Annotated in this window: 16 protein-coding genes and 7 tRNA genes; 13 read left to right on the top strand and 10 right to left on the bottom strand. The window is 40.8% G+C overall.

The features are described 5' to 3' along the window. Window positions 1–11: 11 nt before the first annotated feature. The 9 genes from ACZ48W_RS03365 to ACZ48W_RS03325 form a co-directional block, all read right to left on the bottom strand. Window positions 12–1319: an FAD-dependent oxidoreductase gene (locus ACZ48W_RS03365; protein WP_464829909.1), complete on the bottom strand. Its 1308-nt coding sequence runs from the start codon at window positions 1317–1319 to the stop codon at window positions 12–14. 118 nt (window positions 1320–1437) lie between these two features. Beyond that, window positions 1438–1514: transfer RNA gene (locus ACZ48W_RS03360), tRNA-Asp, on the bottom strand. Window positions 1515–1541: 27 nt separating this feature from the next. Then, window positions 1542–1617, bottom strand: a tRNA-Val gene (locus tag ACZ48W_RS03355). 4 nt (window positions 1618–1621) lie between these two features. After that, window positions 1622–1697, bottom strand: a tRNA-Glu gene (locus ACZ48W_RS03350). 25 nt (window positions 1698–1722) lie between these two features. Next, a tRNA-Val gene (locus tag ACZ48W_RS03345) sits at window positions 1723–1798 on the bottom strand. Between the two features lie 3 nt (window positions 1799–1801). After that, window positions 1802–1877, bottom strand: a tRNA-Lys gene (locus ACZ48W_RS03340). A gap of 14 nt (window positions 1878–1891) precedes the next feature. Beyond that, a tRNA-Asp gene (locus ACZ48W_RS03335) sits at window positions 1892–1968 on the bottom strand. 19 nt (window positions 1969–1987) lie between these two features. Beyond that, window positions 1988–2063: transfer RNA gene (locus ACZ48W_RS03330), tRNA-Lys, on the bottom strand. An 85-nt stretch (window positions 2064–2148) separates the two neighbouring features. Then, complete coding sequence (locus ACZ48W_RS03325; protein WP_464829907.1) at window positions 2149–2631, bottom strand: CinA family protein; 483 nt, start codon at window positions 2629–2631, stop codon at window positions 2149–2151. Window positions 2632–2825: 194 nt separating this feature from the next. On the opposite strand from ACZ48W_RS03325, the gene ileS reads away from it, so the two are divergent. Genes ileS through guaB form a run of 4 tightly spaced genes read left to right on the top strand, consistent with a single transcriptional unit; the run spans window position 2826 to window position 8512 of the window. Continuing rightward, entirely contained in the window at window positions 2826–5579 is a 2754-nt protein-coding gene (gene ileS, locus ACZ48W_RS03320; protein WP_464829905.1) for an isoleucine--tRNA ligase, read from the top strand. After that, on the top strand, window positions 5579–5707 hold the full coding sequence (locus ACZ48W_RS03315; protein WP_464829901.1) for a hypothetical protein: 129 nt from the start codon (window positions 5579–5581) through the stop codon (window positions 5705–5707). The genes ileS and ACZ48W_RS03315 overlap by 1 nt, the downstream gene beginning before the upstream one ends. A 3-nt stretch (window positions 5708–5710) precedes the next feature. Further along, complete coding sequence (gatA, locus tag ACZ48W_RS03310; RefSeq protein WP_464829897.1) at window positions 5711–7054, top strand: Asp-tRNA(Asn)/Glu-tRNA(Gln) amidotransferase subunit GatA; 1344 nt, start codon at window positions 5711–5713, stop codon at window positions 7052–7054. A gap of 12 nt (window positions 7055–7066) precedes the next feature. Beyond that, window positions 7067–8512 carry an IMP dehydrogenase gene (gene guaB, locus ACZ48W_RS03305; protein ID WP_464829893.1) on the top strand — a complete coding sequence of 482 codons (1446 nt, stop codon included), beginning with the start codon at window positions 7067–7069 and terminating at the stop codon, window positions 8510–8512. 422 nt (window positions 8513–8934) lie between these two features. On the opposite strand, the gene ACZ48W_RS03300 is transcribed toward guaB, so the two are convergent. Further along, complete coding sequence (locus ACZ48W_RS03300) at window positions 8935–9231, bottom strand: hypothetical protein (protein WP_464829891.1); 297 nt, start codon at window positions 9229–9231, stop codon at window positions 8935–8937. Window positions 9232–9443: 212 nt separating this feature from the next. On the opposite strand from ACZ48W_RS03300, the gene ACZ48W_RS03295 reads away from it, so the two are divergent. The 9 genes from ACZ48W_RS03295 (at window position 9444) to rpmA (ending at window position 15113) form a co-directional block, all read left to right on the top strand. After that, window positions 9444–10703, top strand: a complete 1260-nt coding sequence (locus tag ACZ48W_RS03295) for an O-acetylhomoserine aminocarboxypropyltransferase/cysteine synthase family protein (RefSeq protein WP_464829888.1) — start codon at window positions 9444–9446, stop codon at window positions 10701–10703. A gap of 94 nt (window positions 10704–10797) precedes the next feature. Further along, the gene (gene metX / locus ACZ48W_RS03290) at window positions 10798–11892 is read left to right on the top strand and encodes a homoserine O-acetyltransferase MetX (protein ID WP_464829885.1); all 1095 of its coding nucleotides are present in this window, start codon (window positions 10798–10800) and stop codon (window positions 11890–11892) included. 79 nt (window positions 11893–11971) lie between these two features. Next, entirely contained in the window at window positions 11972–12169 is a 198-nt protein-coding gene (gene xseB, locus ACZ48W_RS03285) for an exodeoxyribonuclease VII small subunit (protein WP_464829882.1), read from the top strand. A gap of 2 nt (window positions 12170–12171) precedes the next feature. Continuing rightward, window positions 12172–12984, top strand: coding sequence for a carbon-nitrogen hydrolase family protein (locus ACZ48W_RS03280; RefSeq protein ID WP_464829879.1), 813 nt, complete (start codon window positions 12172–12174; stop codon window positions 12982–12984). Beyond that, on the top strand, window positions 12981–13655 hold the full coding sequence (locus ACZ48W_RS03275; RefSeq protein ID WP_464829877.1) for a HesA/MoeB/ThiF family protein: 675 nt from the start codon (window positions 12981–12983) through the stop codon (window positions 13653–13655). The genes ACZ48W_RS03280 and ACZ48W_RS03275 overlap by 4 nt, the downstream gene beginning before the upstream one ends. A gap of 39 nt (window positions 13656–13694) precedes the next feature. After that, a complete protein-coding gene (locus ACZ48W_RS03270) occupies window positions 13695–14030 on the top strand; it encodes a hypothetical protein (RefSeq protein ID WP_464829874.1) in 336 nt (111 codons plus the stop codon). Between the two features lie 21 nt (window positions 14031–14051). Next, window positions 14052–14441 carry a RidA family protein gene (locus ACZ48W_RS03265; RefSeq protein WP_464829870.1) on the top strand — a complete coding sequence of 130 codons (390 nt, stop codon included), beginning with the start codon at window positions 14052–14054 and terminating at the stop codon, window positions 14439–14441. Between the two features lie 102 nt (window positions 14442–14543). After that, a complete protein-coding gene (gene rplU / locus ACZ48W_RS03260; protein ID WP_464829868.1) occupies window positions 14544–14849 on the top strand; it encodes a 50S ribosomal protein L21 in 306 nt (101 codons plus the stop codon). Between the two features lie 9 nt (window positions 14850–14858). Further along, entirely contained in the window at window positions 14859–15113 is a 255-nt protein-coding gene (gene rpmA / locus ACZ48W_RS03255; RefSeq protein WP_464829865.1) for a 50S ribosomal protein L27, read from the top strand. The last annotated feature ends 32 nt before the right edge of the window (window positions 15114–15145 follow it).

Raw genomic sequence — 15145 nt, 5'->3', positions numbered from 1 at the left:
AAATCTCTAAACTAGACATAGAACATTTTCTGATACATTGATTCTGCCCAGCCAAATTGTGTTCTGGCTTTACCCAAGTTGTTGTTTGTCCACTTCTCATCGGTTACAGTACCGTTAAAGAGAGTCTCTCCCGAGGAGCCGTATTTATATTGTGAGAGAAGAGTGATCTCCCTTTGCGGTTTCATCGATACCAGAGAGACACAGAAAGTTACGGGTGATTCCCATTTGATATGTTTTTTATAGTATGCTTCAGCTACCATGCGTGCCACATTGCTGCCTTCTGTATAGGCAGTGTTTCCTGATTTGGAGAAGCCCATGGGACGTAGATCACCGCAACCAAAGATATTATCATATCCTCTGAAACGGTTGGTATAAACATTAAGGTCTGCTTCAACTCTGTTATAGGCAGTTTTAGTTGTCAGCCCCAATTTTTCCAAAAGTTTTGGTGCCTTTACATTCGGATAGAAAGCGGCATCTTCAAATGCTATTTCATCAAACTCCGTATAGACTATCTTCTTATCAAGATCAATGGATGTGATTTCAGCTGCAGGCATATAGATCAAATGCTCTTTGTGCAATCTTGAAAAAGCACTTAAAAATCCCTCTTCTTTAATGGTTACTGTATTATTCGCATCCAGGAGTATTACTTTGCCTTTGATCTTGTGCTCTTTCATATATTCAGCTAACAGACAGGCTCTTTCATAAGGGGCAGGCAGACATCTGTAGTTGCCATTCGGTACGGTAATAATGAAGTTCCCTCCCCTGAATCTCTTGATCTTGTGTTTGAGGGTCAAGTGTTCCGAACCGGGGATGAATGCAGGTGGGTAAAGTCTGTGGATGTTCTCTTCGAAGAGTTTATCACCTTTGCTCCAGTTATGATAGTCATATTCAATACCTGTAGCAAAGATCAGATAATCATAATCCAAATCACCTTCTGTTGTGTACAAGATATTTTTTTTGGCATTCAAACCGGTTGCTGTTGCCTGAAGATAGGTATAACCGAAGTTATTTGCAGCATCCAGATAACTGTGGGTGAGAAAATCCAGATCCACCAGATCAAAGAGCCAGGCATTACTGACAGGACATGAAACAAAGTGGTCTCTCTTCTCTACCAATGTTACATGGGCTTGAGGAATATACTGTTTGATATGTTTTGCAAAAGAAAGTCCTGACCAGCCACCTCCTACAACTACTATTTTGGGATGGGATGTTTTGTTGTTTTTATCTTTTAGTGAAGTGCCGTTATGTTTTGCATTGGAGAGTGTGGTCAGTGATAAAAATGCAGCCAGTGAAGCTTTGATCATTTCTCTTCGTTCCATGGAGGTATCCTTATTTTGGTAATAGCTTGGATTATACAAAATGAAGTTATCAAAAAGCAAATGAAATTGCCTGATAATATTGATAAATTTAAATGAATATAAAAGAGAAAAAAGAAGCTGGCGCGGCGGACGAGACTCGAACTCGCGACCCCCTGCGTGACAGGCAGGTATTCTAACCAACTGAACTACCGCCGCACCGAAAACGTAAAAAATGACTTGCTGTGGTGGTCGCTACAAGACTCGAACTTGTGACATCTACCTTGTAAGGGTAGCGCTCTACCAACTGAGCTAAGCGACCTAAATGGCGACCCCTAGAGGATTTGAACCTCTGTGACTACGATGAAAACGTAGCATCCTTGGCCACTAGATGAAAGGGTCATCTAGATCCATACAGTCATAAAAATGGTGGTCGCTACAAGACTCGAACTTGTGACATCTACCTTGTAAGGGTAGCGCTCTACCAACTGAGCTAAGCGACCAAGTGGTGACCCGTCTAGGATTCGAACCTAGGGCCCATTCCTTAAAAGGGAATTGCTCTACCAACTGAGCTAACGGGTCACACATATGTAAAATGGCGCGGCGGACGAGACTCGAACTCGCGACCCCCTGCGTGACAGGCAGGTATTCTAACCAACTGAACTACCGCCGCACCTATAAATATTGAAAAGTGGTGACCCGTCTAGGATTCGAACCTAGGGCCCATTCCTTAAAAGGGAATTGCTCTACCAACTGAGCTAACGGGTCACTTATTTTTGAACTTATTACTTGAATAAGTGGACGGAATTATAGCTCAGAAACCTTTTATTGTCAAGAGATTTTTAGAAATTATTTAAAAATTTAATACTTCACTTAATTTTTTAAGAGCAAATTGTGTGGATTGTTCTTGTACCTTTTCTCTGCTACCTTTAAAATGACAATGATGTATCTCTTTGCCCTCAGGTGTCAAAATACCTATATAGACAGTACCTACAGGTTTGAATTGTGTACCGCCTGTAGGACCGGCAATGCCGGAGACTGCAATGGCATAGTCGCTATGTGCCATCTTTTGTATACCGTCTAACATCTGGGAGACACACTCTTTGCTTACTGCACCATAATTCTCAAGTATTTCAAGTTCAACTCCCAACCATTGATGTTTAATTTCATTGGAGTAAGTTATACAGGAACCGTTCAGTACGTCTGATGCACCGGAAACAGCAGTGAATGCTGCAGCAATACGCCCACCTGTACAACTCTCTGCAAAAGTGATGGTCTGCTCTCTTTTTGTTAGTTCCCGGATGATCGTTTCTGTAAGTTCTTTAGTATTTTCCATAGGTAATTATAGCAAAGTTCCAGAGTGCATTTACTAATGCAGCACGCAAGGGAATTGGCGTGTAGACAAAATATTTGCCGAAAGGTTGAATAAAGCTGCGTTTGCCAATGCAGCCTACAGTAGAGTATAATAGATTTTTCGATACAATCACGAGATAATATAACAGGGGCGACCCTTATAAGGTGTTATCGACTATGGATTTCAAAGAAACCCTCCTCCTTCCAAAAACTGACTTCCCGATGCGTGGAAATCTTCCGACAAATGAACCTAAAAAATATAATGCATGGTTTGATGCAGATATTTATGAACAGATGAAAGCAAAGCGTAAAGATGCCGAAATGTTCACATTGCATGACGGACCTCCGTATGCCAATGGTGATATACATATTGGTCATGCCCTCAACAAGATACTCAAAGACATCATTCTAAAATACAACTATTTTCAGGGTAAAGCTGTTCGTATGACTCCGGGCTGGGACTGTCATGGTCTGCCTATTGAACAGAAAGTTGAAGAGAAACTGGGTAAAAGCAAAAAAGAGGCAATGCCGACAGAAAAGTTCAGGGAGCTTTGTAGAGAACATGCTGCAAAGTTCGTAGATATTCAAAGAGACAGCTTTAAAGAATTGGGTGTGATCGCAGACTGGGAGAATCCTTATGTGACAATGGACTTCAAGTTTGAAGCAAATATTTACAGAACTTTATGTGAAGTAGCACAAAAAGGACTTTTGGTTGAACGTCATAAACCGATCTTTTGGTCATGGGCGGCAAGAACAGCGTTGGCGGATGCAGAAGTGGAGTATGAGGATAAAGAAGATTACTCTATTTATGTACATTTTGAGCTGGCAGATGCGGCTAAAGAGAAGTTGGGTGTAGAGGGTAAAGCAGGACTTGTGATCTGGACAACGACACCGTGGACACTTCCGGCAAATACAGGGATCTCTCTCAACCCTGAAGAGATGTATGTACTTACAGATGATGGTCACATTGTTGCAGAAGACCGTTATGATGCCATGATAGAAGAGGGTGTGGTCGCAGGTCATGCAAGCAGAAAGATAGCAGCAACAGAGATGGAAGGTCTTTTGGCTATCAACCCTGTAAACGGGCGCACATCCAAAGTAGTGCTTGGTGAGCATGTTCTTATGGATGGCGGTACAGGATGTGTACATACTGCTCCGGGTCACGGTGAAGATGACTACAAAGTAGGGCTCAAATATGGTCTTGATGTAGTGATGCCGGTAGATGAAAGAGGGTGTTATGATGAGAGTGTAACAGGACTGAATCTTTTACCAAATCCTGAAGAGTTCGTAGGAATGCATATCTTTAAAGCCAATGAGCCTATCTTGGAAATCCTGGGTGATGCATTGCTCAAAAAAAGTAAATTTGTTCACTCATACCCACACTGCTGGAGAACGAAAAAACCGCTTATTTACAGAGCAACGAACCAGTGGTTCATCTCTATTGATGACAAGCCTGAAGGTTCGGATAAAACACTGAGAACAGCAGCGATGAATGCGATTGAAGATGTAGCGTTCTACCCTGCAACATCCAAGAACAGACTCAAACCTATGATAGAAGGCAGACCTGACTGGTGTATATCCCGTCAGCGTTCATGGGGTGTACCTATAGCGTTCTTTAGAGTAAAGAGTACCAAAGAGGTTATCTTTGATGCAGATGTGTTAGAACATATCGCGAACCTGTTTGATGTATATGGTGCAGATGCCTGGTACTCTATGTCCAATGCAGAGCTTTTACCTGAAGAGAGCAAATACAATCCTGATGATCTGGAGAAGATCTCTGATATTCTGGATGTATGGTTCGATTCCGGTTCAACCTGGAATTCAGTACTCAGTTCAGGAAATTATGATGCAGGTGAATATCCGGCTTCACTTTACATAGAGGGGTCTGACCAACATAGAGGCTGGTTCCAGTCTTCCTTGTTACTCAGCTCGGCGATCAACCAGATTTCACCGTATAAAACATTGATTACTCACGGGTTTACTGTAGATGATAAAGGCGAGAAGATGTCCAAGTCCAAAGGTAACGTAGTTGCTCCGGATAAAGTCATCAAACAGTATGGTTCAGAGATACTCAGGCTGTGGGTAGCGCTTTCTGATTACCAGACAGATCTGAAGATCTCTGACGGTATTCTGAAGCAGACTGCAGAGCAGTACAGAAAGATACGTAATACCTTTAGATTCCTGCTTGCGAATGTAGATGATCTCGATGCACTTGTAGCAGTAGAGAACTATGGCGAACTTGACAGATGGATCCTTACCAAAGCACGAGAAGTATTTGCTTCAGTAAAAGCGAATTTTGATGCATACGATTTCCTTAGAGGCTTTGCAACATTGAATCACTTCATTACCAATGAGCTCTCCGGTATCTATATGGATATCACCAAAGACAGACTCTATTGTGAAGCAAAAGATGATACGGTCAGAAGAGCGACCCAGTCAGCGATGGCACTCATCTCCAAAGCAATGTTGGGACTTGTTGCACCTGTACTTACATATACAGCGGATGAGATACTTGAATATGCACCGGCTATTTTTAAAGGTGAGATGGAAAATGTATTCGATCTTGTATATGAAGAGATACCGGAAGTGGCAGCAAGTTTTGATGATACAGTGCTGATCGCTGCACGTGAGAAGTTCTCAGAAGCAGTTGATAAACTTAAAAAAGAAAAGCTGATGAAATCAACGCTTGAAGTTGAAATAGCAGGCGATATAAGTATATTTGCCATCAATAACAGTAAAGACCTTGAAGACTGGTTTGTGGTATCTGCTATGAAAGAAACAAGTGAAGGTGAACAGGTAGCTGCTTTTGAGTTAGAGGATAAAACATTTACAGTTCACAAAGCAACCGGAGCAAAATGTCCAAGATGTTGGAAGTTTACAAGTACAAGTGAAGAGTGCGTATGTGAGAGATGTGCCAAGGTTATTGCCTAATGTTTGATATGACCCAACCTGTACAAATGGAAGTGATCATAGCTTCGATTACTTTTATATTCGGCTTGGTCGGTATAGGTTTGGCAACAGTGGCATATTATAAAAAGAAACAAAATAGACAAGGATAGAGATTGATAACACTAAAAGAAGCATTAACAAAATCTAATGATGAATTAGCAGAGCTTAGAGCTGAACTTGAAACAAAAGCCAAAGAGAGCGGGCTCAATGCCTATGTAGGTTTTGAAAGTTCAGGTGAGGGTGTGCCTATTCTTATTAAAGACAATATTCAAGTTAAGGATTGGTCTGTGACTTCCGGTTCCAAGATCCTTCAAGGCTATATCGCTCCTTATGAAGCAACGGCTGTCAAAAATCTTAAGTCTAAAGGAATGATGGCATTTGGAAGAGCCAATATGGATGAGTTCGCTATGGGTTCCACCACAGAAAGTTCTTTTTACGGTCCGACAAAAAATCCCTATGGTACAGACAGAGTACCGGGAGGAAGTTCGGGCGGATCTGCAGCTGCTGTGGCAGGTGGTATTGCCATTGCCGCTCTGGGTTCCGATACAGGTGGTTCTATCAGGCAACCGGCAGCTTACTGCGGGTGTGTAGGTATGAAACCTACCTACGGAAGAGTAAGTCGTTTTGGTCTGTCTGCATATGCTTCAAGTCTTGACCAGATAGGACCTATTACTCAGAATGTTGAAGATGCAGCGATCCTGTATGATGCTATTAAAGGGCATGATGATAAAGATTCCACTTCAGCGGATTTTGAAATAGAAGATATCGCGAATAATCTTGACTCAGATGTAAAACTGACTATTGGAGTGATCGATAATCATATCTCAGAAGCGGATGCAGAGATACAGAAAGCATATGCTGAAACGGTAAAGGTTTTAGAAGAAGCAGGACATAAAATTGTGCATAAAGAGATGTCAAATACAAAGTATGATATCGCAACATACTATATTTTGGCTACAGCAGAGGCTGCTACGAACCTGGCACGCTATGATGGTGTGCGTTATGGAACAAGAGCAGAATCCAAAACTACTGAAGAACTTTTCTTTAATACAAGAAGTGAAGGTTTTGGAGAAGAAGTAAAAAGACGTATTCTGCTTGGTAACTTTGTACTCTCTTCAGGATATTATGATGCATACTATGTCAAAGCACAAAAGGTAAGACATTTGATCCGTGATGAGTTCAATGCTATTTTTGAAGAAGCAGATCTGATCCTGTCACCGGTTGCACCGTCGGTTGCACCGAAAATAGGTGCATTACATGATCCTCTTGAAATGTATAAAAGCGATATGTATACACTTGGAGTGAACCTCGCAGGATTACCGGGAATCTCTCTGCCGGTGGCAAAAAATGATGAAGGCATGCCTATAGGCTTACAGCTGATTGCTAAAGCTTTTGATGAAAAAACACTTTTCAACGGTGCTGCAAGTATGGAAAAAGCAGTCAATTATATTAAGTAAGAAGGAATAGATATGAGAATTAAAAAAAGAGCATTAACATTTGAAGATGTATTGTTGGTACCGCAACACTCGACAGTTTTACCAAAAGAGGTAAGCTTAAAAACAAAACTGACTAAAAGAGTTTCTCTTAATATTCCTATCGTATCGGCTGCGATGGATACAGTAACAGAGTTTAAAGCAGCGATCGCTATGGCCAGACTTGGTGGTATCGGGGTCATCCATAAAAATATGGATATAGCTACACAGGCACTTCAGGTCAAAAAAGTAAAAAAGTCCGAGAGTGGTATCATCATTGATCCTATCTTCATAGGTCCGGATGCAACTGTGGGTGAAGCAGATGCACTTATGGGTGAATACCGTATTTCAGGTGTGCCTGTAGTAGATGCAGACCAGAAGCTTGTCGGTATCATTACAAACCGTGATATGCGTTTTATTACAGATATGAGTCTAAAAATAGCTGACACGATGACTGCTGCACCACTTGTAACTGCGAAAAAAGGAACGACACTTGAAGAGGCTGCAAAAGTGCTTCAGAGACATAAGATTGAGAAGCTTCCTATTGTTGATGATAATGATAAGCTTATAGGGCTCATTACCATCAAAGATATCGAGAAAAAAAAGCAGTACCCAAATGCAAACAAAGATGAATTTGGTCGTCTTAGAGTTGCAGCGGCTATCGGTGTGGGACAACTTGACCGTGCTAAAGCATTGGTGGAAGCAGGTGCAGATGTCATTGTTCTTGATTCAGCTCATGGTCACTCCCAAGGGATCATTGATACGGTTATAGACATTAAAAAAGAATTTGATGTAGATGTTATCGCAGGAAACATCGCAACGGCTGAAGGGGCAAGAGACCTTATAGATGCAGGTGCAGATGGTGTGAAAGTGGGTATTGGGCCTGGTTCTATCTGTACGACTCGTATCGTTGCAGGTGTGGGTGTGCCTCAGATCTCTGCTATTGATGAGGTGGCTGAAGTTGCAAACAAAGCAGGAGTACCTGTCATTGCCGATGGCGGTATCAAATACTCCGGTGATGTGGCTAAAGCACTTGCAGTAGGCGGAAGCTGTGTTATGCTCGGTTCTGCTCTTGCAGGAACCTATGAAGCACCGGGAGAGATGATCATCTATAACGGTCGTCAGTTTAAAGAGTACAGAGGTATGGGAAGCATCGGTGCGATGACCAAAGGAAGTACAGACCGTTACTTCCAGGAAGGAACAGCAGCAGACAAGCTTGTACCGGAAGGGATCGAAGGCCGTGTACCATACCGTGGTAAAATAGCAGATGTAGTCCATCAGATGATAGGAGGACTTAGATCTTCCATGGGTTACTGTGGTTCAGAGTCCATTCAAATGTTCTGGGAAAAAGCAGAATTTGTTGAGATCACAGCTGCAGGACTCAAAGAGAGTCATGTACATGACGTGACTATTACTAAGGAAAGTCCTAACTATCACGGATAAGAACTATCTCTCGTTACACCTTTCCAAGGTGTAACGCATACTCCAACTCAAATCCAAAATAAAATATCAATCACCGTTAGGTGATACATTAAATCTCTAATATTTTTCTTACCATCTATCGATGGATTACAATTAAAATCATGCAAACTTACGTATGTATTACGCCCCAGAGAGACTGTGAAAGAACTAGGTACCTCGGAAGTGAAGGCTTCAGCCTCACCCAAATATTTGCATATTTTTAGGTTATTTTGACAGAAAAAGCAATATTTTCCATTAAATACAAACTTTTTTAGGTAAAAAAGCTTTTTGGTGGGACTGCACCTAAAGGTATACACTTCGATAAAGTCACCACTTTCATGGGTTCTTTCAGAGTCTCAGGAGAGACGTAACGAGGAACTATCACGGGTAAACCGGATTTTGGGTTAAAAATCTTTATTGAGAAAGAGGGCACAGGCATCCTCTTTTCCAAGGTTGCAGGCTTTTTTGAAAAACGTGCGGCCCTCTTTTTTATTGGCACTGATATTTTCGTGTTCATCTCCATAATAGATTATCATTCCCACAGAGAAACAGCCATCTTCATCACCAATTTCACAGGCTTTTTTTGCATAATATAACGCTTTTTTCATATTTACTTCCAGGCCTTTGATGAAAGTATGCCGTGTCGGTATATAAAAATAGAACATTCTTGTACAGGCATGTGCAATTCTGTCTGACTTCACATGCCTCTTTGCTGCTATTGAAATCTGACATGGTTTTGGCAGAAAGAGAAGAGAGAAACAGTATAGTGATGATAAAGATTTTTATGTGTAGCATGAATAGTACTTTTTGAGGAGTATAACATAATAATAGTATGAAATATTTTCTACTTATATAGAGTGCAAGCAAGCACAAGCTATAATTTACCTAATATAACTAAATAAGGAACAATAATATGCACGAACAGACACTTGCGATCCATGCAGGATATGACAAAGATGCGATGGGGACAATGGCAGTCCCTATTTACCAGACCACTGCGTATGAGTTTAGAGATACGGAACATGCAGCAAATCTTTTTGCACTGAAAGAACTGGGGAATATCTATACACGGTTGATGAACCCGACTACAGATGTTTTTGAAAAACGTTTTGCTGCACTTGAAGGCGGAGCAGCTGCCATAGGGACTGCTTCCGGTATGGCGGCCATCTTTTATGCTATTGCCAATGTAGCTGAGGCTGGAGACAACATCATTGTAGCAAAACAGGTGTATGGTGGAACAACAACACTTACCGGGCATACCATCAAACGTTTTGGTATAGAGACACGTTATTTTGATGTACGTAATCCTGGTGAGATAGAAGCTTTAGTAGATGAGAAAACCAAAATTATCCTTTTTGAGAGCATTACAAATCCAAGTATTGATGTTGCTGATTTTGATGCTATCGTAGCCATTGCTGACAAACACAACATTTTGACTTGTGTAGATAATACTGTAGCTACACCGATACTGTGTAAGCCGCTAGAGTATGGATGTGATCTGACTGTACACTCTGCAAGTAAATACACAACAGGCCAGGGGCTTGCCATTGGTGGTGTTATTGTTGAGCGTGAGAATCTGGTAGAGAAGATCAAGGGTAATGCACGGTATGCACACTTTAATGAACCAGATGAGAGTTACCATGGGCTAGTCTATAGTGACCTGCCATTACCGCTCTTTACGCTTAGGGTAAGACTTGCATTGTTGCGTGATCTGGGTGCGGCACCCAGTCCGTTCAACTCATGGCTGTATATCCAGGGACTTGAGACTTTACCACTGCGTATGAAACAACACTCTAGTTCAGCGTTAGCTATAGCAGAGTTTTTGGAAGCACATCCCAAAGTGGGGAAAGTCAACTATCCCGGACTTAAGTCAGATGCGAATTATGAGTTGGGACAGAAATACTTTAGAGGTGGGCACAGCGGGCTTCTCTCTTTTGAGGTTAAGGATAAAGAAACGGCACAGAAGATAGCAGACAGTACAGAGATATTTTCTTTGGTAGTCAATATCGGTGACAGCAAGTCCATTATCACACACCCGGCAAGTACAACACATCAGCAACTGTCAGCGCAGGAGCTTATTGATGCAGGTGTTCCTGGCGGACTTGTAAGATTAAGTGTAGGGTTGGAAGATACACAGGATCTTATTGAAGATTTGAAGAAGGCATTGGGGTGATTGTAGGATGCGTTTACCAACGCACCCTACACCTCCACCACAAAGTTTAAATATGATAAAATATTGCAATTAAATCTAACCACCAAAGCAAAGCATGAAAATCGAAACAAAAACAGCACATTTCAGTAGTCCTCTTTATTTAGAGAGTGGGCGTATCCTGGAACCGTATGAGATCACTTATGAAACATACGGGGAATTAAATGAAGATAAATCAAATGTTATTTTAGTCTGTCATGCCCTTAGCGGTTCCCATCATGCTGCAGGTGTGTATGAAGGTGAACAGAAAGCTGGCTGGTGGGACGGACTCATCGGTGATAATAAAGCCATTGATACGACTAAATATTTTGTTGTCTGCAGCAATGTTGTAGGTTCTTGTTTTGGTACGACGGGCCCCATGAGTAATAACTATCCCTCAGAAGAGCCTTTTCGTTTAAAATTTCCTGTTGTGACCATAAAAGATATGATAAGAGCTCAGATGCACTTACTTTCACAATTGGGCATCTATCATGTACGTGCTATAGTCGGTGGTTCAATGGGGGGGATGCAGGCACTGCAGTTTGCAGTGGATTATCCTAATTTTGCAGATGATATCATCTCACTTGCTGCTACCTATGCGACAAGGCCGTGGACGATAGCCTTTAACAAGGTTGCTGTAGAGGCCATAAGAAGAGATCCGCGCTTTAAACATGGAAACTATGAGAAAAATGCATTCAAAGAAGAAGGGTTGGATGGTTTGGCTATCGGACGTATTGCCGGACATATCTCTTACCTTTCTCCTGATTCCATGGATGATAAATTCGGGCGTAATTATGTTAGCAATGATGGCCTGTTTGAACTTTTCGGACGTTATGAAGTTGAAAGATATATGGAATACAATACCAATAATTTTTCACGTATTTTTGATCCGCTCTCTTACCTTTATATAGTAAAAGCGATCAACACGTTTAATCTAAGCCGCGGATATGATTCATTGCATGATGCCATTTCACGGATCAAGGCAAATGTTCATTTGATCAGTTTTTCCTCTGATTATCTGTTTTTTCCTTCAGAGATGGAACATATCGCTAAAATGATGAAGCGAAACGGGCAGGCACATACCTATCTTGAAGTTGAAAGTAATTATGGACATGATGCATTTTTGGTTGAATTGGAAAAATTTGAAGAGAATATAAAAGAGGTATTACAATGAAATTTCCTGAGTTGATAAACGAAGCTTTAGTGAGAAGAATCAAAACAGGGCTTTGCTCTGTTTTAAGGAGAAGTATATAATGGCAACCTTTGAAGAGAAGTTAGAACATTCAAAAGAGCTTTTGGAAAAGTTGATGAATCCGGAGATCACACTGGAAGAGTCCGTAAAGCTTTATGAAGAGGGTTTAAAGAATATAAAAGAGGCACAAAAACTTATAGAAGAAGCCAAAATGAAGATCACCGTGATCGAGCAGGCAAATCAAGCTGTAGAGGATTAACCATGAGTAAGAAACTTGTCGTTGCCGCATTACAACTGCCTACACTGGGTATGAATGCAACACGACTGGAGTTCTACCTTAAAAAAGCACATGAGAGAAGAGCAGATGTCATGCTTCTTGGTGAATATGTACTGAATCATTTTTTTAAAGAGTTTGCGACCATGGCACCAAGTATGGTCAGGGCTCAAACCAAAAAACATTTGGAACTTCTTAAAAATCTTGCTATCAAATATGATATTGTCTTTGTTTCCCCTATTATAGTGACAAAGAAAGACGGATATCATAAGACCATTGTGAAGATCACTCCCAAAAACACACGTTATTATGAGCAGCAGATCTTGCTTCCTTATACGCATTGGGATGAGAAGAAGTTTTTTTCCAATCCGGTCAGACCACTTAAAGATCCAATGATATTTAACCTTAACGGCTTTAAGATCATGGTGATGGCAGGATTTGAATTGCACTTTGACCCTTTCTGGGAGAGTGTGACCAGGAAAAAAGTAGATCTGGTACTTCTTCCTACTGCATCCACATTCGGTTCACACAACAGATGGCGTGAGATCATTAAGACCAAAGCATTCCTGCATGGCTGTTTTATACTTCGTGCCAACCGCCTGGGAGAGTATAGTGATGATAAGGTAAAATGGAAATTCTACGGTGATACAATGCTGGTCTCACCCGAAGGTGAAGTAGAGATGATGCTTGAAGATAAAGAGTCTATGCTTATCGAGGTTATAGATAAGACAGAAGTATTGGAACATCGAAAAGCCTGGGGTTTTGAGAAGGAATTAAAGCAACGAGAGGAGTTACTGTGACACCGGAAGCATATTTTAACAGACAGATACAACTTTGGGGTTCAAATGTACAACAGAGTTTACAGCGTAAAAAGATAGCAATCATTGGTTCGGGTGGATTAGGATGTACTTTGGCAATGGCTTTAGGTACTTCAGGTATCGGTGAGATACATATGGTGGATTTTGATACAGTTTCCAGTCATAATATACACAGACAGATTGCTTTTACCCTTGAAGATGAAGGAAAGAGCAAAGCAAAAGCGGTAGTAGAACTTCTTAAACATAAGAACCCTTTTGTGAAAGCAGTAGCTTTTGACATGGATTTTGAAGCATTCAAAGGGATGGGGAATAACTATGACCTTATACTGGATGCAACAGACAACCTTCCTGTACGAAGTGAGATAGATAAATATGCCAAAGTGTCGTATACCCCCTGGATCTATGCGAGTGTAGAGGAGTTCAACGGCCAGGTATGCTTTTTTGAAGAAGCGAACTTTCAAGTCTTTAATATCTCAGATCATAAGCCTGGCGGTATAGCTGCCCCCATAGTGATGCACATAGGATCACTGCAGGCTAACTTTGCACTCCGCTATCTAGCCGGTCTTCCTGTCGTTAAAGACAAGCTTTATTATCTTTATTTCAATGATGATGGGGAGCTTGTTACCCAAAAATTCGGAATGCCGAAAGCTTAGCCCAATAGTGCTAAAATAATGAAAATATTAGGAGATATTATGAAATTAAAAATATTGTTTTTTTCGATTATCGTATTATTGTTTACAGGATGTACACAGGAGACACAGAATTCACTGAGCCGTTCCCTGCAGAATTGGACAGGTACCAATGGTGTACTTGATGTCTATGCGGGAGACAAACTGGTACACAAGTTCATCCAGATAGATAAGCTCTCTACAGCGTATGGTACAAATGACAGCAAACTCAGGCCTTATCGTTACGGATACGGTATTGATGATATCAATTTTAACGGTAAAAAAGATCCGGGTGAAAAGAAAGTCTATTTTGAATTTTCTGATTACTCGACAAGTTACATATTCTACGAAAGAAATTAAGATTTAAGGAGAGAAGAAAAAATGAAGTTTATTGCAACAAATGAGGCACCTGCAGCTATAGGACCATATTCACAAGCTGTAGAGGTAAATGGATTCATCTATACATCAGGGCAGATCGGACTTGATGAAAAAGGTGTAATGGTGGCAGGAGATGTGGAGAATCAGACACATCAAGTGATGAAAAACCTCTTTTATGTACTTGAAGCAGCAGGTTCGCATTTTAATGATGTGATCAAAACAACGATCTTTTTGGCAGATATGAATGACTTTGAGAAGGTCAATAAAATATATGCGCACTATTTTGGTACACATAAGCCGGTGAGAAGTACGGTAGCAGTAAAAACATTACCTAAAAATGCCCTGATTGAGATAGACTGTATCGCACTTGCAGGAGTGGATTACACGTTTTAAGAGTGAATGTACCAAATAAGTTCTTAGTTTAAAAAAAAATTAAAACAACTTTGGGTATAATCACGAACTTTTTAAAAAACATAGAATAGTAAAGGGTTTGCAATGTACGCAATCATTAAAGCAAGTGGGCAACAATTCAAAGTTCAAGAGGGTGATATCATCTGTTTTGACAATATGAGTCTTGAGCCTAAAAGTGCTGTAGAATTCAAAGAAGTTTTAGCACTAGACAACGGTGAATTAACTGTAGGTACTCCATTCGTTGAGGGTGCTGTAGTTAAAGGTGAAGTGATCAATGAAGGTAGAGATAAAAAAGTTATCATCTACAAGAAAAGAAGAAGAAAAGATTCAAAACTTAAAAGAGGTTTCAGAAGAGACTTCACAAGAGTTAGAATTACTAAAATAGCATAAGGAGCTAAGATGGCACACAAGAAAGGTCAAGGGTCTACTCAAAATAACCGTGATTCAGCTGGACGTCGTTTAGGCGTTAAGAAATTTGGTGGTGAAAAAGTGATTCCAGGTAACATTATCATCAGACAAAGAGGAACTAAAGTTCACCCGGGTAACGGTGTAGGAATGGGTAAAGACCATACACTGTTCGCACTTGTAGAAGGTGTAGTGAAATTTGAAAACAGAACTTCCAGCCAGAAGAAAGTTTCAGTAGTACCTGCATAATCCATTGAAGTCCGAATTTCTTTCGGGCTTCT

The sequence above is a fragment of the Sulfurovum aggregans genome (assembly GCF_055385215.1).
This window is presented reverse-complemented; position numbering and strand designations above follow the sequence as displayed.